Raw genomic sequence first — 19,916 nt, forward strand, 5'->3', positions numbered from 1 at the left:
ATGACCGCCGCCAAGATCTCGGCCGCCTGCGCCCCTTGGGTCCGTACCCGGCTGCGTACCGCCCCCGGGATCACCGCCGCCCTCGCGGTCCTGGTGTTCCTGACGGCCTTCCTCGCCGCCGCGTTCCCGCGTGCCGTGGACGCGTACGGGACGAAGGCGCTGCGCCACGACATCTCGACGGCGTCGCCGGGGCAGAGCGTGCTCGAGGTGACCACGCCCCCGCCGTCGCTCGCGGTGCCGCGTCCGGCGCGTGAGGAGGTGCTGCGGGACAGGCCGCGGGCCGAGGTCGACCGTGCGCTGCTGAAGGACCTTCCCGCACCGGTGCGGGCCGATGTGCCGCGTTCCTCCTACGGGGTCCACACGGCCGAGCCGATCGTCGCGCAGGAGTCCTGGCTGCCCCGGCCCGACGCGCTGCCTCCCCGGCTGCACTACGCCGTCCCGTCGGCGCTCCGCGAGCACAGCGCTCTGGCCGGGGGCCGCTGGCCCGTCGCGCGCGGCGAGGTGACCGCCGCCACCCGTGAGGTGGAGGCGGCCGTCACCGAGGAGACGGCGGCGGAGCTGAAGATGGAGGTGGGCTCCACGATCGCGGTGCCCACCCAGGGCGGGAAGCCACTGACCGTACGCATCACGGGCCTGGTGACCCCGCTGCACCCGAAGAGCGGCTACTGGTCGGTCGACCCCCTGTACCGCGCCCCGTCGCTGGTCCCGGACCCGGGTTCCCCGACGCCGGTCTCCTATTGGACGGCGACACTGCTCCTGGCCCCGGACACCGGGCCCGCGCTGCTGGCCACGACGGGCGAACCGGAGCTGTACTGGCGCATCGCCCCGGACCCCTCCGGACTCACCGCGGCCGACGCACCCGGGCTGCGGGACGCCGTCGCCTCGCTGGAGAACGGCCCGGGGCTGCTGAAGCTGCGCGCCCTGGTGGGGCCCAACACGACGCTCACCACGGACCTGGACGCCCTTCTCGACGCCTATACGGCGATGGGTGCGGCGATCGGCCCCGTCGTCACGGTCGCCGCCGTGGGGATCGGCGCGGTGGCCGCCGTGGTCCTGCTGATGACGGGCGCCCTGATCGGCGCCCGCCGCCACCACGAGCTGGCCCTGCTGCGCTCCCGGGGCGGCTCGCTGCGGGGAATCGGCGGACGGCTGCTGGCCGAGACCGCGGTGGCCGTGCTGCCCGCCGCGGCGCTCGGGCTGCTGCTGGCCGTCCTCGTCATCGGGGAGGCCCGGTGGTGGCCCGCGGTGGTCGGTGCCGCCTCGGTCGCGGCCCTGGTCTGTGTGGCACTGCCGCTCCGCACGACGCTGCACCACCGCAGGCCGCTGCTGCACGGGGCCCGCGAGGACGTCGTGCACGCGAAGCCCTCCCGGCGGCGTACGGTCGCCGAGCTGACCCTGCTCGTCCTGGCGGTCGGCGCGGTCGCCGCGCTGCGCCGGAGGGGTACGACGACGGGCTCGGACGCCGACCTGCTGGTCAGCTCCGCCCCCGTCCTGGTGGGGCTGATCGCGGCTCTCGTCCTCGTGCGGTTCTATCCGCTGCCGCTGCGGCTGGCGGCCCGGCCCGTCGCGCGGCTGCGTGGGGCGGTCGGCTTCCTGTCGCTGGCACGGGCCGGGCGGGCGTCGACGAGCGGCACGCTGCCGCTGCTCGCCCTGCTGATCGCGCTGACCACGGCGGCCTTCGGCGGTTCGGTGCTGGCCGGGGTCGCCGACGCGCGTGACGACGCGGCGCTGCGGGCGGTCGGCGCGGACGCCCGGATCAGCGGCGAGAACGTGGGGCTGACCGCGGTCCCGGACAGCATGACCCGCGCGGTGCGGGCGATGGACGGCGTCGATGACGTGGCGGCCGTGCGCATCGAGTACAGCGTTCCGCTGGCCGCCGCCCTGGACGCCCGGTCGGACACCGAGCGGGCGACCCTGCTGGGCGTGGAGCCGGAGTCGTACGCGCGGCTGGCCCGCGGGACGGGCCTGCCCGCGTTGCCCGCGGGCCTGTTGAAGGCGGGGGGCGGGCAGGACGAGGTGCTGCCCGCGATCGCCTCCCCCGAGGTGGCGAAGGTGCTCGGCGACGGGCCGCGCACCATCGCGTCGGAGGGCGGGGACATCACGGTGCGGGTCGCCGCCGTCCTCTCGCGCACCTCCGCGGTGACGGATTCCGGCTTCCTGGTCGTCGACTCCGCGGGGCTCGTCACGCAGCGGCCCACGACGCTGATGGTCACGGGTCCCGCACCGGACGCCGGGGAGCTGCGGGCCGCCGCGAAGGACGCGGGGCAGTTCACCGTGCGGCTGCGGGCGGAGAAACGCGAGGCGTTCGTCGACACCCCGATGCAGTCGGGGGCCGAGCGGATCTACGGGGCGGCTGTCGCGGCCGGTGCCGGATACGCGCTGCTCGCCGTGCTGCTGTCCCTGCTGCAGACCGCGCCGGAGCGCAGGACACTGCTGGCGCGCCTGCGCACCATGGGGCTCACGACCCGGCAGGGCAGGCGGCTGCTGGCGTTCGAGGCCATGCCGCAGGCGCTGCTGGCCGCGTCCGGCGGGCTGCTCGTCGGCTGGGCGACCATCGCCCTGCTGGCGCCCGGCGTCGACCTGGCGGCGCTCGCGCTGGCGGGCGGGGAGTCCGGATCACCGATCAGCGCTTCACTGCGGGCCGACGCCTGGTCGCTGGCCCTGCCGGCAGTGGGGGTGGTCGTCCTCGCCGCGGCTGTGGCGGGCGTCCAGGCGTGGTGGGCGGGCCGTCGTGGATCGATCAAGGAACTCAGGGCAGGAGACACCCGATGACGTCGTCGACAGAGACCACTCTGGCGGAGCTCGAACAGCGGGCCGTCATGCGCCGCGACCGGCCGTCGTACGGACATGACGCGCTGATCGCCTGCGACCGGCTGGTGCGCGTCTTCTCCGCGGACGGGGTGGAGGTGCAGGCCCTGCAGGGGCTCGATCTGCTCGTCACGGAGGGCGAGTTGATGGCGTTGGTCGGCGCCTCGGGCAGCGGGAAGTCCACCCTGATGAACATCCTGGCCGGCCTCGACGTGCCCACGGCGGGCTCGGCGAAGGTGGCGGGCTGCGATCTGCTGGCGATGGGGCCGAAGGAACGGCTGCGCTACCGCCGCGACGTGGTGGGCTTCGTGTGGCAGCAGACCTCCCGGAACCTGCTGTCGTATCTGACCGCCGTACAGAACGTCACGCTGCCGATGCAGCTGCGCGGCGGCGGCCGTAACCGTGAACGGGCCGCGCGCGCCGATGCGTTGCTGCAGATGCTCGATGTCGCGGACTGCCGTGACCGCCGCCCGGCGCAGATGTCCGGCGGCCAGCAGCAGCGGGTGGCGATCGCGGTGGCCCTGGCCAACAACCCTTCGGTGCTGCTGGCCGACGAGCCGACCGGTGAGCTGGACTCGGCCACCGGCGAGCAGGTGTTCGCCGCGTTCCGCCGGGCCAACGAGGAGCTCGGTACGACGATCGTGATCGTCACCCACGACCAGGCGGTGGCGGGCGAGGTGCGCCGCACGGTGGCGATCCGCGACGGCCGTACGTCCTCCGAGGTGCTGCGGCGCACGGAGGTCGACGCGGCGACGGGGCAGGAGTCCCAGGTGGCGCGGGAGTACGCGATGCTCGACCGGGCGGGCCGGCTGCAGCTGCCCGCCGACTACACCGAGGCGCTGGGCATGGAGCACCGGGTGATGCTGGAACTGGAGCAGGACCACATCGGGGTGTGGCCGGACGAGCCGCCGAAGGCGTAGACGCGGCGCGGGGGCCTCAGACCGTCACGACCGTCACGGCGCTGGGTCCTCAGGCTGTGCGGACCGTCACCGCGACTCGGGGTCTCAGGCAGTTCCGACCGTCACCGCGACTCGGGGTCTCAGGCAGTTCCGACCGTCACCGCGAGCGTGCCGAGGCCGCCGCCCGCGCCCCGCAGGGCGATCGAGCCGAACGGTGTGCGCAGCCGCAGCCACGAACCGGCCGTGAGCAGCGCGACGGGGAAGCCGGGCGACGGGCGCAGGAAGCCCAGGGACTGGGCGGCGTGCACGGCGCGCAGCGGGAGTTCGGTGTCGCCGACCGTGCGGGACCAGATGTCGCGGCCGATCAGGTCGCGTTCCGCCCGGGTGCGCCGGTCCTCGGGCAGGGCCGTGTCGCGGGCCCTGAATTCCGTCACGGCGGCGGTGAGCGCGGTGCGCAGGCTCTCCGGCCCCGGGAGCCCGGGGCGTTCCCGCCAGCCGCCGCGCGGCGGCAGCACTCCGGTCCACGGCGGGCCGGTGACGGGTGCGGGCAGGGCGCCGGGCCCGGCCGTTCCGTCCGGGTCCAGCGATTCGAGGAGCTCACCGGCCGAGACGGTGGTGTCGAAGTCGTGCGTGCCGGACAGCCGTGCCGTACGGATCGCGAGGACCTCGAACGACGGCGGCCGGCCGAACACCGCCAGTGCGCCGCCGCCCGCCTGGAGGCGGACGGCGGCGGCCCGGTCGTAGTGGAGCAGCCGGCCGAGGAAGGCGGCGAGATCCGCCGCCTCCCTCTCGTCGGCGAACTGCGGCGACCGCACGGGCACCGTCATGCGGCAGCCGGCTCCTGGTCCAGGTACTCCTGGAGGAAGTGCTTCTCCTCGGCGGTGATCCGCCGGGGCCGCTCCTCGGCCAGGTCGTAGGGCACGACGATCGTCGACGCCCGTACGTAGACCTGCTCGGGGTCCTTGATCTCATAGGCGATCGTCAGCGACGCGGCGCCTATCTTCGTGACCCAGGACTCGACGGTCACCGGCGCGTGCCGGTGGACCAGCGGGCGCACGTAGTCGATCTCGTGCCGGGCCACGACGGACCCGCCGGCGAAGGACGGCGAGCCGTCCCCCGGCGCCAGCCGGAACATGAAGTCGATGCGCGCCTCCTCCAGGTAGCGGAGGAAGACCACGTTGTTCACGTGGCCGAAGGCATCCATGTCCGACCAGCGCAGCGGGCAGCTGTAGATATGACGAGCCACGATCAGCCTCGCGTGAGCTTCTTGTACGTGGCACGGTGCGGACGGGCCGCGTCCGCGCCGAGACGCTCGACCTTGTTCTTCTCGTACGACTCGAAGTTGCCCTCGAACCAGTACCACTTGGAGTCGCCCTCGTACGCCAGGATGTGCGTGGCGACGCGGTCCAGGAACCAGCGGTCGTGGGAGATGACCACGGCCGCACCGGGGAACTCCAGCAGCGCGTTCTCGAGCGAGGACAGGGTCTCGACGTCGAGGTCGTTGGTGGGCTCGTCGAGGAGCAGCAGGTTGCCGCCCTCCTTGAGCGTCAGCGCCAGGTTGAGGCGGTTGCGCTCACCACCGGACAGGACACCGGCCGGCTTCTGCTGGTCCGGGCCCTTGAAGCCGAACGCGGAGACGTACGCCCGCGAGGGCATCTCGACCTGGCCGACGTTGATGTAGTCCAGCTCGTCCGACACGACGGCCCAGAGGGTCTTCTTCGGGTCGATGTTGGCGCGGGACTGGTCGACGTAGGAGATCTTGACCGTGTCGCCGACCTTGATGGCGCCGGAGTCCGGCGTCTCCAGGCCCTGGATCATCTTGAACAGCGTGGTCTTGCCCGCGCCGTTCGGACCGATGATGCCGACGATGCCGTTGCGCGGCAGCGTGAAGGACAGGTCGTCGATGAGGACCTTGTCGCCGAAGGCCTTCGAGAGGTTCTCGACCTCGACGACGATGGAACCGAGCCGCGGGCCCGGCGGGATCTGGATCTCCTCGAAGTCCAGCTTCCGCATCTTGTCCGCCTCGGCCGCCATCTCCTCGTAACGGGCGAGACGTGCCTTGGACTTGGTCTGGCGGCCCTTGGCGTTGGAGCGGACCCACTCCAGCTCTTCCTTGAGCCGCTTCTGACGCTTCTCGTCCTTGCGGCCCTCGACCTTGAGGCGCGTGGCCTTGCGCTCAAGGTACGTGGAGTAGTTGCCCTCGTAGGGGATCGCGCGGCCGCGGTCGAGCTCGAGGATCCACTCGGCGACGTTGTTCAGGAAGTACCGGTCGTGGGTGACGGCCACGACGGCGCCCGGGTACTTCGAGAGGTGCTGCTCCAGCCAGTTCACCGACTCGGCGTCGAGGTGGTTGGTGGGCTCGTCGAGGAGGAGCAGGTCCGGGGCCTCGATGAGCAGCTTGCAGAGCGCCACACGGCGCTTCTCGCCACCGGAGAGGTTGTTGACGGGCCAGTCGCCGGGCGGGCAGCCCAGGGCGTCCATGGCCTGCTCCAGCTGCGCGTCCAGGTCCCACGCGTTGGCGTGGTCCAGGTCCTCCTGGAGCTTGCCCATCTCGTCCATGAGCGCGTCGGAGTAGTCGGTCGCCATGAGCTCGGCGACCTCGTTGAAGCGCTTGAGCTTGCCCATGATCTCGGCGGCGCCGTCCTGGACGTTCTCCAGGACGGTCTTCGACTCGTCGAGCTTCGGCTCCTGCATGAGGATGCCGACGCTGAAACCGGGCGTGATGTACGCCTCGCCGTTGGACGGCTGCTCCAGGCCCGCCATGATCTTCAGCACCGTGGACTTACCGGCACCGTTGGGCCCCACGACACCGATCTTCGCGCCGGGCAGGAAGTTCAGGGTGACGTCATCGAGAATCACCTTGTCGCCGTGCGCCTTGCGCGTCTTGCGCATGGTGTAGATGAACTCAGCCAAGAGAAACCGTCCGGCAGCAATAGAGGTGTGGGCAGATACACCCATCTTGCCTGACGTCTGCACCCGGACGGAAACCAGTACCGGTCCCCGGTACGTGCCTTCCGGCCCTCCGGAACGCGACGGGGCCCGGTACGGATGTCCGTACCGGGCCCTTCACCGGCGCGTTCTCACGAAGCGCCCGTGGTCACATCAGTCACTCGCATCGGTCATTACTGACCGCTGGTCTGCGGCTTCTTCCGGCGGAGCAGGAAGACCGCGCCGCCGCCGAGGACGACGAGGGCGATGGCGACACCCGCGATGACGGGGGTTGCGCTGGAGCCGCCGGTCGCGGCGAGGTCGCCCTCGGCGCCGGTGGAGCTGGTGCCGGTCTGGGCGGGAACGGGCTCGGAACCACTCTGGGTGTCGGTCTCGTCACCCGGAACCGGGGTGCCCGCGGTCTCGCAGTCCAGGACGCCCTTGAAGTTCTTGCTGAAGCCGCCGGGGCCGGTGATCGTGAAGTCGTACGCCTGGTCCTCGGCGACGGGGATCGTCACGGTCCGGGTCTCACCCGCGGGGATGGTGTGCTTGGTGCCGGCGAGCTCGAAGGTGAACGGCTCGTCGCCCTTGTTTTCCGCGGTGATGTCCACGCCGCCCTTGGCGCAGTTCTTCTCGGCGGTGAGCGCCGGGACGGCGCCCTTCTCGGCCCAGGTGGCGGTCGCCGTCGCGGTGACCGTGGACTCGCTGGAGCCGGCGAGGATCATCGTCTGGCTCTTGGTGATCCCTGCGAAGACCCGGCCGACGGGCACCGAGGTGGTGGCCTGGACGGTCAGCGAGGCGGAGCCGTCGGCGGCGTCCTCGGGGATGTCGAAGTAGAGGCCGGTGCCGTCGGCGGCCACGGTGACGGGCTTGCCGTCCTTGTCGGTGACCGTGACCCCGCTGGCGGCGGCGTCGGCCGGCGGTGCCACGGAGACCTGGCCCGCGTTGGTGTGGACGGTGATCGGGCCGAGCCGCTCACCGGCCTTGCCGGACACCGCGGCCGGGTCCAGGGCCACAGAGGCCTTGGGCTCCGCCACGTTCTCGGCCTTGCCCTCCAGCCAGTCGGCGAGCTTCTCCGCCTGCGCGTCGGAAGCCGTCACGTCGGCGTCGTCCGAGAAGCGCCAGATGGCGACCTGGGTGCCCGCCGCGGCGGTCTTCTCGGTGAGCGGGCCGGTACCGGCCTCCTGGGCGAGCGCCGCGAGGTCGTCGACCTTCGGGTAGGAGTGGTCCAGGATCCAGCGGATCTTGCCGGCGTCGTTGTTGGCGCCGAGCGAGCTCTGGTCCCAGGGGGTCTCCAGGTACTTCGCCCGGTCCTGGGTGGGGTTGTGGATGTCGATGCAGTACGTCTTGAGCGTTCCGCCGCCGTCGACGGTCATCTCGAACAGTCCGGCGGGGAGCTCCTGGGTCCTGGACTCCTTGCCGTCCTTGCCCTCGATGCGGAGCACGGCGCGGTCGTAGGTCTTCAGCCCGTCCAGGACTGCGGTCGCGCCGCCCTGGTGCTGGCCGGTCTCCTCGGCCGCCGCCGCCGTGGCGCCGACGAGGGTCCCGGCCGCGACGAGGCCGGAGGCCAGGATCGCGGCGGCCACCCGGGCGAGGCCGCGGCCCCGCCCGGCACGGCCCGGTTCCTGATCGTGTCGGCGACCCCCGCTCAGGCTCCGTATGGACTGCTCCGTCGTCGCCCTGGACGACGAAGCGGTTGCTGAAGACACAGAAAACACAGAATTCCCCTCCGGGCGAGACCTTCACGCATGGTTCACGTGTGGGAGGTGTCTCGCCAGCAAACTCAAGTGCCGCATGAGTACTGGGGAATCGTAAAGAGCAAGTGAAGGGCAGTCCCCCGTCATACCGTCAGATAAGCATTCCGAATCACAATCGTTATCGACCGCTTCGGCGCGCCTGGGTGTTCAGGACACGGAAGCCATCTCCGTGGCCGGTTTCTGACGATGTGCCGGAGCGGTCAGTGCCGGTTCGGCTCTGACCACCCGCCGGAACGCGGCCGTCCCCCTGGTCAGATCGTGTCCCACCGCCACGGCCTCGATGTCCACGGAGGTCTTCCACGTCCCGTCCCGCTCCTCCTCGCGCACCTTCAAACGACCGTGCACCACAAGGGGTTCTCCGACGGCGACCGATCCGGAGAGGTTCGCCGCCAGGGTCCGCCAGGCCCACACCGTGTAGAAGCTGGTGCGGCCGTCCGCCCAGATCTGCTTCTCGCGGTCCCATCGCCGGGGTGTCACCGCCATACGGAATCGCGCCATGGCTCCCGTCGCCGTCTCCCGGAAGTCCACCGGAGTCGCGGCATTTCCCACCAGCGTCACCCATGTGTCGTTCATTTCCCGCTCCCCGTTTCCGTCCTGCTGCCGGCCTGTTGTCCGGACCCTGTCCGGCGTTTCATCAGGCCTGTTGTCAGGTCTGTAGTCAGGCCTGTTGTCAGGCCCGTTGTCAGTCTTTCTGTCCTGCCCGGCACGGGTCCGCCGGGCAGGCCGCGGAGGAGCGTGGCCGCCTTGCCCGCCACGCCGTCCGCCGCCGCGCCCTCACGGTCCCGTGCGAACCACCGACATCCATGCTGGACGGAATTCGGGAATGCCGCTGAAGCCTGTGGACTACCGGCCGGTTGTGGAAAACTCCGTCACCGTCACGTACCGCTCCCGCACCTCGCGATAGCGCGCAAGCTCCGCGGCGACCGGGTCGAGGACCCTGGCCCGACCGCATCCGGCCGCCGTCTCGCGCAGCCGCCGCTCCGCCTCCTGCCCGTACCGGCGGGCGGGGCCGCGTGCCGCGGCCGCGCACGACCACTCCACGAGCGGTCCGCCGACGACTCCGGCCAGCATGAGCAGCGCGGGGGTGACCAGCCCGGGTTCGATCACACCGACGATCTGGCCGAGCAGCCACAGCCCGCCGAAGATCTGAAGCAGCGTCATCGAGGCCTGTGCCAGCACCGCGGCGGGCCACCACGCGGGCCGCGGCGGCCTGGCGCCACGACCGCCGAGCGCCCCGGCGACGGGAGCGACGGCCCTGTCCGTGGGGCGGCCGGGACCACGCACCGAGGCACCCTTCGTGTCCGGGTCCGCAGCGCCGGAGCCGACGGTCGCCGTGCCGGAGCCCGCGGTCGCCGCCGCGCGCCCCCGGCCACCCGCCGCCGCCTGCGCCTGCGCGTTGCGTGACAGCTCGTCCAGCGCCTCGGGCAGCCCCTTGGCCCCGTTGACCGCCGCCTCGCGCACGGCCTGTGCCCAGGGTGCGGGCAGCCCGTCGACGGCGTCGTCCGCCAGCTTCCGTACGGCCTGCTCCACCCGTTGCCTGGCGGTGAGTTCCTCCTCCGGCGGGGCGAGGGCCTGTGCCATGAGGTCCAGGCCGCCGCCGAGCTGCCGGGTGGACTCGTACCAGTGCCACAGCCTCAGCCACGGCGTCCCGCAGGCCCGCCCCGCGTTCCTGCGCCACTCACGCTCCGCCGCTTCCCCGGCGGCCGAGGCCCCCACCGCCTCGGCCAGCCGGTCGGTGAACTCCTCACGGGCCCGCTCGCCCAGTCCCGGGCGTCCTTCGGCGACGTACACGGGCCGCAGCCGTGCGGCTGCCGCGTCCACGTCGGCGGAGAGGCGGCGGGTCGCCGCCGTACGGTCCTGGACGAACCGGCCGAGCAGCTCGCGCAGGTCACCCACCCCGTGGCCGGTGAGCGCGGACAGGGGCATGACGGTGGCGCCGGGTTCGCCGTGCTCCCCCACCGCCATGCCGTCCTCGTCCAGCAGCCGGCGCAGGTCGTCGAGGACGAGGTCGGCGGCCTCACCGGGCAGCCGGTCGATCTGGTTGAGGACGACGAAGGTGATCTCGGCGTACCCGGCGAGCGGCCGCAGATAGCGTTCGTGCAGGGCCGCGTCGGCGTACTTCTCCGGGTCGACGACCCAGATCACCGCGTCGACGAGCGCCAGCACCCGGTCCACCTGGTCCCGGTGGCCGGTCGCCGCCGAGTCATGGTCGGGCAGGTCCACCAGCACGAGCCCCTGCAGCGCCTCGTCGGTCTCCGTTCCCCCCTGTACCGGCCTGCGCCGCAGCCTGCCGGGAATGGCCAGCCGGTCCAGCAGTCCGGCGGCCCCGTCCGTCCAGCTGCAGGCGATCGGCGCGGACGTCGTCGGCCTGCGCAGTCCGGTGTCGGAGATCTGGACGCCCGCGAGCGCGTTGAAGAGGGTCGACTTCCCGCTGCCGGTGGCACCGGCGATGGCGACGACCGTGTGCCGGGAGGAGAGCCGCTGCCGGGCCGAGGCCTCGTCGAGCACCCGTCCGGCCTCGGCGAGGGTGTCGCCGTCGAGCCTGGCTCTGGACAGCCCGACGAGCTCGCGCAGCGCGTCGAGCCGGGGCCGCAGGGGGCTGCCGGGCAGCCCGTACGCCTCCACCTGGGGGCGTACGTCGTCGCCGGAGGGACGTTCCGGCCGCGCCCCCTCCTGTGCGGCGGCGGCGGCGGCGCGCCGTGCGATGAGCCCGTCGTCCCAGCTCCGCCCCTGGGGCCCTTCGGTGTCCTCGGCCCGGTCGCGGTCGTGGTCGGTGACAGCGGTCATCGCTTCCATCTCTCCTTCTGCAGTACGGACAGGGCGGCGATCAGTTCGGCCTGCGGTTCGGGAGCGACTTCGAGCGCGTCCAGCGGGGTGAGCCGCCGGTCGCGTTCGCCGTGCAGGACCTGCTCCAGGCAGCCGGCGAGGAGTGCCCCGCCCTTGTCGCGCAGCCGCAGCGCGCCCTGGGCGCCGATCCGTTCGGCGAGCTGTTCCCCGGCTCCCCGGGCGCGGCGCCCGCCGAGCAGGACGGCGGCCAGCAGCGCGGCCACCGTCTCGGCGTCGGGTGCGGCGTTGCGTTCCAGCAGCCGCGCCTCCTCCTCGGCCAGTTCCTCCAGGACCCGCCGCCAGCGCCGTACGGCCATCGCGATCCGGCCCTGGATGTCCTCGGCCGGCCCCCAGCCGCCGGCTTCCCGGCCGGCGTCCTCGTACCGGAAGTCCCCCGCGGCGGGTTCGCGCTGCCAGGTGGTGCGGATCTGTTCGTCGGCGGCGGCCACCGCGCACTGGAGCAGTGCGCCCAGGCTCTCCACGAGTGCGTCGAGCAGTTCCTCGGCGGTGCTGTAGAGCGGGTATCCGCGCCACCGGGTACGTGCGGCCCCGGCGAGCACCGCACCGTTCTGGAGCCGCCGCCGGACGCGGGACGACTCCTTGCCGTACGCCTCCTCCACCACCCCCGTCAGCCGGACCGCCGCCGCGTACTGCGCGGCCACGGCCCCGGCCAGCTCGGGCATCCGTACGTTGAGCGAGTCGATGACCCCGGACGCCGTGCGTCCCACGGCCTGCTGACGGGCCGCCGGATCCTGCGCGCGGTGGGTGAGCCAGGCGCGCAGCGGCGCGACTGCGGTGGTGGGCAGCAGGCCGCTGCCGCCGCCCGCGGACTCGGGCAGTTCGGGGATGGTGAAGCGGGGGACCTCGCCGAGCCCGGCCCGGGTGAGGAGGGCCGCGTACTGCCGCGAGACTTCGGCGATGACCTGGTGCGGCACCCTGTCCAGGACGGTGACCAGGGAGGCGTCGTACTCCTTGGCGGTACGCAGCAGGTACCAGGGGACCGCGTCGGCGTACCGGGACGCGGTGGTCACCATGACCCAGACGTCGGCGGCGCAGATGAGCTCGGCGGCCAGGACCCTGTTGCGTACGACGAGCGAGTCGATGTCCGGGGCGTCCAGCAGCGCGAGCCCGCGGGGCAGGGTCGCCGCGGTCTCCACCCGCAGCACGGTGCCGTCCTGGTTCCCGTCCGCCCCCAGGTGGTCGTGCCCGTCCGGATCCGGTGCCTGCCCCGGCGGCAGCCACACCCTGGTCAGTTCGGGCAGTACGCGCACCCCGGCGAACCAGTGGTGGTCGTCGGGGTGGCAGACGAGCACCGGGGTCCGCGTGGTCGGGCGCAGTACTCCCGCCTCACTGACCCGGCACCCCACCAGCGAGTTGACGAGTGTCGACTTCCCCGCGCCGGTGGATCCGCCGATCACCGCGAGCAGCGGTGCCTCGGGGTCCTTGAGCCGCGGGACCAGGTAGTCGTCGAGCTGGGCAAGCAGTTCGGTCCTCGTCTGCCGGGCGCGCGCGGCCCCCGGCAGAGGGAGTGGAAGACGCACGGCAGCGACACGGTCGCGCAGGGCGGAAAGTGCGTCGATGAGCTGGGGCCGTACATCCATGGTTACCACATGTGAAGAATGCCCAATTTTAACGCCTTTTTGAAGCGTATAGGCCCCTCTGCGCGGCGGATCCGTCCCGGGGGACAGAGGGGACGAGTGGGGCGCAGGCATAACGAGTGCACAACACCCGGGACGCGAGGCGCCAAAAGCGGTGCGTGAATCGCACCTACCTGCGATTATCGGTTCGCTTCACTGAACCTCCACATCGTGCCACGCAGGTGAAGCAACCGGGTCAAGGCGATCGGAGCCCTATCCTTGTCCCGGCAAGGTCACGGATGGCTTGATCCAGCGCCCTCCGGGCCACCGAGGCCGACACCGGCCCCCGTAGCTCAGTGGATAGAGCAGGCGCCTTCTAAGCGCTTGGCCGCAGGTTCGAGTCCTGCCGGGGGCGCTCCGCCCGTGCGATGCCGGACCCTCCTTCGGGAGGGTCTCTTTTTTGCGGGCCACCGCACCGTAGCGAGAACGCCGTAGCGAACGCGTAAGCACCGGACCGCTCGCAGGTCACGGTGGGGCTGTCGCCAGGCGTCGCTCCTCGCGATCGAGGGCCGGCGGCCGCCCGCCGGTCCTCCCGCGCCGTTCGCGGTTGCCGACCCGGGCCGGCCGGCTCTGGGATCGTGCGACGGATCCGCCTTCCGGAACACGGCCGAGGCCAAGCGCCTGACCGATCCGCCCTGCCCGGCAGCCGCGGTCGGCTCGGTGCGACCGACGGCACCGCTGTCCGCGCCGGGCCACTCAGTTGAAGGGAACGGCGTCCGTCGGGGAGGTGTGCCAGTTGGTGACGATCGGGTCCTGGACGATGATGGTGCCGACCGGCAGCGAAACGGGGTCGGGGTCCTCGGCACCGACGCCGACGATGATGCTGTCCAGCTCCTTGCCACCGTCTCCGCCGGTGGCCTTCGGGTTCACCCCGGCGTAGGCGGTGGTGTTCCCGCTCAGCGTGATCTGCTGGCCGACGGCCTGCTCCGCGGGACCCGCCTCGGTGCCGTCGGAACCGAACGCCACGGTCGGAAGCGCGGCCGGCAGGATGCAGGTGATGCCCGACTTCGCCTTCGCGGTGACCAGGATGTATCCGCCGGCCTGGGTCTCGGACCTGGTGCTCCAGGAGATGTCGTTGGCGCCGCAGCTCTGCCCGACCGGCACCCGCACACCGTCGCCGGTGTCGGCGCCGGAGCCCGCCCCGTCCTCGGTTCCCTCACCGGTCGCGTCGGAGCCCTTCCCGGCGTCCTTGCCGCTGTCCGGGGTCGCCGAGCCGGACGGGGTGGCCGCACCGTCGGCCGGAGTGGCGGACGAAGAACCCTGCGCTGCACCGGAGTCCGTGGCCGAGTCCTGGCACGCCGTCATCAGCATGGTGCCGCCCACGAGGGCTGCGGTGACGAGGAGGGCCTTGCGACGATTGCCGGACATGAATTGCCCTTGTGGATCAGCGGTTGAGGCCGAAGCTGTTCCGGCTTCTCGTTGCTTGCTTGACCACTACGAGGGGCTGTGGGCCGCGAGGATCCCGCCGCCTTCGTTCCGGGACGGCTCCGTCGCAGACCGGTTACATGATCACGAAGTGGAACGCGCGGGCCGCCTCCGGAACGTATGCGGCGCCTGAAGCCGGCAGTGGCTCAGCCGCGCAGATCCCCGCCCCTGACCGCGGCGACGAACAACGACCAGCCGGCGGCGGGAAACACCAGCGCCGGACCGTGCGGGGCCTTGCTGTCACGGACGGGGACGCCGCCGGGGTAGCCGTCCGCGACCTCGACGCAGGCGCCTTCGCCGTTGTTGCTGTGACTCGACCGTCGCCACGCGTGCAGAGCGGATGCATCAGGAATCGCGTTCATCTTCATACTCTTTCAGGTATTCGCGGATCAGGCCGAGGGACTTCTCCATAGGGAGGGCCAAGGAGCGCGCCACGTCGAACCGTTGGGTCAGATCGAGTGTCCGTTTCGGCAACTCCGCCGTCTCGCCGGAACTGAAGCTCTCGATGAACGCCATCGTCCCGCCGTCCCGCAGCGTGAGCAAGGTCAGGCACCCTCCCATCATCGGGTGCGCCCCCTCGGTGAACGGCAGTACCTGGACTGTGAGTTTCGGCCGCTCGGCAGCCCGCAGCAGGCATCGCAGCTGATCGGCCATCTGCTGGGGGCTGCCCACCGGCCGTTTGAAAGACGCTTCATCCATGATCGCCCAATAAAATGGCGGTTCGGGCCGGTCAAAGATCCGCTGTCGTTTCATGCGGACGACCACCCGGTCGTTCAGCTTACTTTCGGGCTCCCCGGGAAGGGACGTACGAAACAATTCGCGCGCATAGTCCTCTGTCTGCAGCAACCCTGGGATGAGGCTGCTCGTAAAGACCTGGATCCGGTCCGCTTCGAGCTCTTTCCCCACGACCGCCCGGCCATAGTCGGGAACCGAGCTGTCGTGTGCCATCTCCAGCAGATCGGCCAGCACCCCGTCCGAATCGAAGAACTGGTCCAGCGATGTCACCAGCGCCTCCGACGGGAGCTGGTCCCCCAGTTCGACGCGCCCCAGATAGCTGTGCGAATAGCCGCCCACCTGTTCGGACAACTGTCGCAGCGAAAGGCCCCTCCGCTCACGCAGCCGGCGCAGCCGCCGTCCCAGCCTCACACGCGGCGTGACCTTGCCCGATTCCCCGTTCAGCTCCACCTGGGTCGAACCCGCTTTCGCATAACTCGCTGTCCACTCAGGTCTTTTGGTGACAGCTGGGATATGCCACCAGTCTGCCCGAGCGGGCAAGGTGGGACCGCCGGAAGAACAAAAACCCCCGCGACGTTTGCAGACGTCCGGGGGCGCGGCCGAAGCACTTGAAGAGGAGTCCCCGGCAATGCCGAAGTTTATCGCGCGTTTCATCCGACCGCTGCGGAACGTCCTGTTTCCTCCGGGCGGCGAATCCGGCCCGGACGGCGGACCGGACGCCGTTGCGTTCCGCCCCTCGGTCGTATTCGTCCACGCCTGCCACTCAGGCCTGACCAACCGGCACAGCGCCTTGCTTCTGCCCTACCCCCGGGCCGAGTTCGAGCGCTGGGAGCGCGCCCGGCAGCGACTGGTCCTGTGGAACGCCGAGGCGGCGGCCTGATGGGGTCCCGCATCGAGCCGGTGGTCCTGCGCTGGAGCCGGCACCCTCGCTGCGTCGCCCTGGCGCGACTGGAGTTGCGTAAGGCGCTGGCCCGTTGGGGTCTGGGTGCCCTGGAGGACTCGGCGACGCTCGTGCTGTCGGAGCTGCTCACCAACGCGGGGCGCCACGCGCGGGTTTCGCCGGGGAGGGAGATCGAGACCCGTTACGTCCCAGCCCCCGGCGGCCTCCGTATCGAGGTGCACGACGCGTCGTCCGCACCACCCGTGCGGCGCACAACGGCCGATGATGCCCAGGAGGGGCGGGGGCTCACTCTCGTCGACGCGCTCGCCGGCAGCTGGGGCACAGGCGGGCGGGCAGGGCCCGGGAAGGCGGTGTGGGCGGAGCTCACCCTGCCGACACGCTGAACCCGCACCCAGCCAGAAGGCGCCTCTGACCAGTGAGAATGAGGATTGTCTCGGGCCCTGCTCCCGCCCCTCCCGGAGGCACTTTCCAGGCGAAGAAGCATATCGGGCCGTACCCGCGTGTCCGCCCTGCGGGCGGCAGTCGCGGGGCGGTCCGGCAGGCCGGGGCCGGGCTGCTGGTGGAGACGGTCCGAAAGTCCGGCGTGGATCAGGCGATATCGACGGCACTGGCACCCTGGCCGAAGCCCCGCGCGGTGCGCGCCCCCGGCAAGACGGTGCTGGATCCCGCGCTCTCGGGGTCGCCATGCTGCGGGCCGAGCCCGGCGTTTTCGGGCCCTTGGCCTCAGATCCGACGGTCTCCCGCTTCATCGACACCCTCGCCGCCGGTGGAGCCGTGCACTGACCGCGATCAGCCAGGCCCGCGCTCACGTCTGGCTGGAGATCGCCCTCGCCGTCCTCGCATGGATGCCTATGCTCGCTCTGACCGGCGGAACCCGCGGGTGAGAACCCCGCCGACTCCGGCTCCGCCTCTTCTCCACCGCCACCCAGCTCGTCACCACCGCCCGCCGCCGACACCTGAGATTCGCACGCCACTGGCCTGGAGCCACGTGATCACCGACGCCCTGGGACGGCTCGAAACTCTCCCGGACCCCGGCTGACCAACGCGTTCCCCTCCCCGCGAGCAGCACCACCCGACCGGAGCCATGGAATCCGGCGCCCACCCGGCACGAGCGCCGGACCATCAGCCTTGCCGCCACCAGCCCGAACACCCGAAACGGTCCGCCGGATGCACCGACGGACCGTCACGAAAGGCCGAGGCTAGAGTGAATCAGAGGGCCCCGCGTCAAGGGGGGTCTGTCGTTCTTGGAGGCCCCGGGAATCGCACACGCGATTCCCGGGGCCTCAGTCAGGCGTAGACAGGGGGATGCACATGTCGTTCGACGAGGAATGGGCGCGGCAGAAGCAGGCGGTCACGGAACAGCAGTCGGGGCACACGCGGCTGAACCAGCTCCCCGCCGGCAACTCAGGCCAGACGGGTTCCGCGCCTGACCTGGTCACGGCTCCCGCCGCGAAGAAGAAGGCGGCGAACACCATCCAGAACGATCTGGAGCCCGGGACGAGAGGGGCGGCCGACGCGGCCGACGAATCAACCCGGAACGCTATCGGCGAGTTCAGCGGCTGGGACACCGGAGCCGGCCTCAAGAAGGCACACGCGCACTGGGACACTCAGGTGAAGCGGCTGATGGCGCGGCTGGACAGCGAGAAGTCCAGCCTGCGGACCACGTCGATCCGGTTCACCGATCAGGACATCGCCACGGGGCAGGGTTTCATCCCTCTCCATTCCAGGGTGTCCGGAGTCTGAGTGCGTTCACGTCTGTCCGGCGTTTGAGGGGGAAACGATGCCCAGCTATTACGAGATACTGCATGTCAAGCTCTCCAAGCTCACTTCGGCCGCGGACGGCTGGAAGGAAATGGCCACCAGGCTCAAAAAACTTGAGAACCTGTACGAGAAAGACGTGCAGAGCGTCACCAAGGAAGACAGATGGCTCGGGGAAAGCGCATCGATCGCCGCCCCCAATTTCGCGGTGACGCGCGGTCAGTACGACGCGGCGCAGAAGGAAGCCCTCGCCATGGAGTCCCTGCTCCGGGACGCCCACGGGCATTTCACGGATCTCAGGGCGAAGGTGGAGTCCGCTGTCGCGGACGCGGTCAAGGCCGGGATGAAGGTCTCCGACAGCGGCGTGGCCAGTTACGACTACAGCAAGGTGGACACGGCGACGGCGAAAGGTGTGCGCCACGACCCTGAGCTCAGGAACATGGAGATGTCCTACACCAGCAACATCGGTGCCGCGGTGAAGGCGGTCAACGAATTCGACCAGGACGTCAAGACCGCACTCCTGAACGCGTCCGGTGCCGATGGCACGGCGCCTTTCGGGTTCAATGCCAAGCCGGTCGGTGACGTCGAGGCTGTCGAGGCGATCGCCCTGTCGGAGAAGGTCAAGTCCGGCGAGGCCTCGGACAAGGAACTGCGGCACTACAGCGATGTCATGCGCGAGAATGCCAAGGACAAGCACTTCAGCGAGGCGTATCTGCATGCCCTCGGTGCCGAGGACGCGGTGCGGATCGCCGACCGGATGCACCTCGCGTCAAGCGATTCGGGTGTGTCCGCCAGCGACAAGAAGCTCTACAACTCGATCTCCGAAATCCTCGCCAATACCGTCGCCTCCGGCACCAAGGACCCGAACAGTTACGCCTACAAGCCCTTCCTCGACGGGCTGAAGGGCGTGGGCCCGGACCGGATCGACAAGGGCGCGTCAGTCACCTCCGGCTACCAGGCGTTCGTGACACTGATGAAGCACGGCGAGGGATACGGCAAGGAATTCCTCAATGACGTCGGCCACGACATCATCAAGAACGAGGACCCGGACCGGCGCGCGCACGCGTTCGACGCGACCCGTCCCGGGCTGGCCGTCGACCCTCTGGACGACCTGCTCGGCATCATGAGCAAGGACCCCGAGGCGGCGGAGTACTTCCTCGACCCCGAGGCCGAGGGCAACAAGAACGAGCACCTGCAGTACCTGCTGACCGACCGCGAGTGGCCGTACGACGACATCATCGCGCCCGGCGGGGCGATCATGGACGTGCCCGATCCCGAGAAGGCGGCGGGCCTCGGGGCCGCCATCGAGGCCGCCTCGACCGGCCACGAGCCGGGCGGAAAGCCCGGCGAGCCGGGTCCGCACACGGACGGCCAGGCACGCGTGATGCATAACGCCATCCGGTTCCTGGACGAGGACGCGGGCGGGGACGAGTTCCCCAAGGACCTGGAGAACATCCGCCGGCCGATGGCGAGGGCACTCACCGACTACGTGGCGGACACGCACATCATCCTGAACGGCCAGGAGTCGGCGTACGGCGGTATCGGAGGGAAGGACTCCATCAACGGGTCGGGGGACAACTCACATCTCGCCGTGGGGCAGGCGAGCCTTGTCCGTGTCATGCGCGGTATAGCGGAGGACGCGCCGGCCTTCTCCCTGCTGTACGAGACCGAGCGGGCCTATGTCGCCGACGAGCTCGCCAGGACTGAGCCCTACAACGGCGACAAGACGCATGGTGTGAGCGCGGACTGGGACCACTGCGGCAGTCAGATCGGTGGCGCGATGGGCGCGCTCAACGGTATCGGCGCCGACGTGTACGACGACAAGGAGAAGGACAAGGCGGAGTGGGCCGAGGACACCGCCGCGTACTCGGCCGCCGGAGCGAATGGTCTGATCGGTGAGATTCCGGTCCTGGGCACGGTGGGCGGGTCGATCATCGACGCGGTCGCCTACGACTGGACGAAGGATGTCGTCGACGCTGCGGAGGCCCAGGGCAAGGAGGACGCGAGCGACAACTTCGCCGTGGGCATGGACGGCACCAACAAGATCATCGACAAGTGGGGCGAGGACAATGACATCTCGGGATCGGGAGCCTTCGTCTCCGCGAAGGACAGTGCCCGCGACGGCCACGACGCCGGGCGGAACGCTGCCCTCACGCACTTGTGATCCGGGAATCCGTCTGTCGCTGAAGCGTCCGATCGTCGCTTCGGCGTCGACAGGGGCAGCGACCTCTTGCACCAGGGC

16 protein-coding genes, 1 tRNA gene and 1 pseudogene are annotated in these 19,916 nt (G+C 70.8%); 8 read left to right on the top strand and 10 right to left on the bottom strand.

The features are described 5' to 3' along the window. Together OG524_RS12360 and OG524_RS12365 are read left to right on the top strand one after the other, a co-directional pair. Entirely contained in the window at positions 1–2,772 is a 2,772-nt protein-coding gene (locus OG524_RS12360) for an FtsX-like permease family protein (protein WP_405810204.1), read from the top strand. Beyond that, on the top strand, positions 2,769–3,728 hold the full coding sequence (locus OG524_RS12365) for an ABC transporter ATP-binding protein (RefSeq protein ID WP_405390799.1): 960 nt from the start codon (positions 2,769–2,771) through the stop codon (positions 3,726–3,728). The genes OG524_RS12360 and OG524_RS12365 overlap by 4 nt, the downstream gene beginning before the upstream one ends. 119 nt (positions 3,729–3,847) lie before the next feature. Here OG524_RS12365 and OG524_RS12370 read toward each other — a convergent pair whose 3' ends face one another. The 7 genes from OG524_RS12370 to OG524_RS12400 form a co-directional block, all read right to left on the bottom strand. Continuing rightward, a complete protein-coding gene (locus tag OG524_RS12370) occupies positions 3,848–4,534 on the bottom strand; it encodes a hypothetical protein (RefSeq protein WP_405390798.1) in 687 nt (228 codons plus the stop codon). Beyond that, positions 4,531–4,953: an acyl-CoA thioesterase gene (locus OG524_RS12375; RefSeq protein ID WP_405390797.1), complete on the bottom strand. Its 423-nt coding sequence runs from the start codon at positions 4,951–4,953 to the stop codon at positions 4,531–4,533. The genes OG524_RS12370 and OG524_RS12375 overlap by 4 nt, the downstream gene beginning before the upstream one ends. A gap of 2 nt (positions 4,954–4,955) precedes the next feature. Further along, complete coding sequence (gene ettA / locus OG524_RS12380) at positions 4,956–6,620, bottom strand: energy-dependent translational throttle protein EttA (RefSeq protein ID WP_383182404.1); 1,665 nt, start codon at positions 6,618–6,620, stop codon at positions 4,956–4,958. Between the two features lie 209 nt (positions 6,621–6,829). Beyond that, positions 6,830–8,353, bottom strand: coding sequence for a Cys-Gln thioester bond-forming surface protein (locus OG524_RS12385; RefSeq protein ID WP_405390796.1), 1,524 nt, complete (start codon positions 8,351–8,353; stop codon positions 6,830–6,832). A 186-nt stretch (positions 8,354–8,539) separates the two neighbouring features. After that, positions 8,540–8,965, bottom strand: coding sequence for a single-stranded DNA-binding protein (locus tag OG524_RS12390; RefSeq protein WP_405390795.1), 426 nt, complete (start codon positions 8,963–8,965; stop codon positions 8,540–8,542). Positions 8,966–9,235: 270 nt separating this feature from the next. Beyond that, positions 9,236–11,179, bottom strand: a complete 1,944-nt coding sequence (locus OG524_RS12395) for a GTPase (protein WP_405390794.1) — start codon at positions 11,177–11,179, stop codon at positions 9,236–9,238. Further along, a complete protein-coding gene (locus tag OG524_RS12400) occupies positions 11,176–12,819 on the bottom strand; it encodes a dynamin family protein (protein WP_405390793.1) in 1,644 nt (547 codons plus the stop codon). The genes OG524_RS12395 and OG524_RS12400 overlap by 4 nt, the downstream gene beginning before the upstream one ends. Positions 12,820–13,137: 318 nt before the next feature. On the opposite strand from OG524_RS12400, the gene OG524_RS12405 reads away from it, so the two are divergent. Then, a tRNA-Arg gene (locus tag OG524_RS12405) sits at positions 13,138–13,210 on the top strand. Between the two features lie 341 nt (positions 13,211–13,551). Here OG524_RS12405 and OG524_RS12410 read toward each other — a convergent pair. The 3 genes from OG524_RS12410 to OG524_RS12420 all read right to left on the bottom strand — a co-directional run bounded on the left by OG524_RS12410 (position 13,552) and on the right by OG524_RS12420 (position 15,465). Beyond that, positions 13,552–14,223, bottom strand: coding sequence for a DUF4232 domain-containing protein (locus OG524_RS12410; RefSeq protein ID WP_405810209.1), 672 nt, complete (start codon positions 14,221–14,223; stop codon positions 13,552–13,554). A 203-nt stretch (positions 14,224–14,426) separates the two neighbouring features. Next, positions 14,427–14,648 (bottom strand): DUF397 domain-containing protein, encoded by a 222-nt coding sequence (locus OG524_RS12415; RefSeq protein WP_405810211.1) that lies wholly within the window; start codon positions 14,646–14,648, stop codon positions 14,427–14,429. Beyond that, the gene (locus OG524_RS12420; RefSeq protein ID WP_405810213.1) at positions 14,626–15,465 is read right to left on the bottom strand and encodes a DUF5753 domain-containing protein; all 840 of its coding nucleotides are present in this window, start codon (positions 15,463–15,465) and stop codon (positions 14,626–14,628) included. The genes OG524_RS12415 and OG524_RS12420 overlap by 23 nt, the downstream gene beginning before the upstream one ends. A 178-nt stretch (positions 15,466–15,643) precedes the next feature. Between OG524_RS12420 and OG524_RS12425 the strand changes: the two genes are divergently transcribed. The 5 genes and pseudogenes from OG524_RS12425 to OG524_RS12445 all read left to right on the top strand — a co-directional run bounded on the left by OG524_RS12425 (position 15,644) and on the right by OG524_RS12445 (position 19,838). Then, a complete protein-coding gene (locus OG524_RS12425) occupies positions 15,644–15,895 on the top strand; it encodes a hypothetical protein (protein WP_405390789.1) in 252 nt (83 codons plus the stop codon). Then, entirely contained in the window at positions 15,895–16,299 is a 405-nt protein-coding gene (locus OG524_RS12430) for an ATP-binding protein (protein WP_405810215.1), read from the top strand. Before OG524_RS12425 ends, OG524_RS12430 begins: the two co-directional genes overlap by 1 nt. 285 nt (positions 16,300–16,584) lie before the next feature. Beyond that, positions 16,585–16,955 (top strand): annotated as a pseudogene (locus OG524_RS12435) (transposase); the annotation flags it as partial. Between the two features lie 272 nt (positions 16,956–17,227). Further along, entirely contained in the window at positions 17,228–17,659 is a 432-nt protein-coding gene (locus OG524_RS12440) for a hypothetical protein (RefSeq protein WP_405390787.1), read from the top strand. A 37-nt stretch (positions 17,660–17,696) separates the two neighbouring features. Then, positions 17,697–19,838: a hypothetical protein gene (locus tag OG524_RS12445; RefSeq protein ID WP_405810217.1), complete on the top strand. Its 2,142-nt coding sequence runs from the start codon at positions 17,697–17,699 to the stop codon at positions 19,836–19,838. Positions 19,839–19,916 lie beyond the last annotated feature (78 nt).

The sequence above is a fragment of the Streptomyces sp. NBC_01520 genome (assembly GCF_045040375.1).
Lineage (GTDB): Bacteria > Actinomycetota > Actinomycetes > Streptomycetales > Streptomycetaceae > Streptomyces.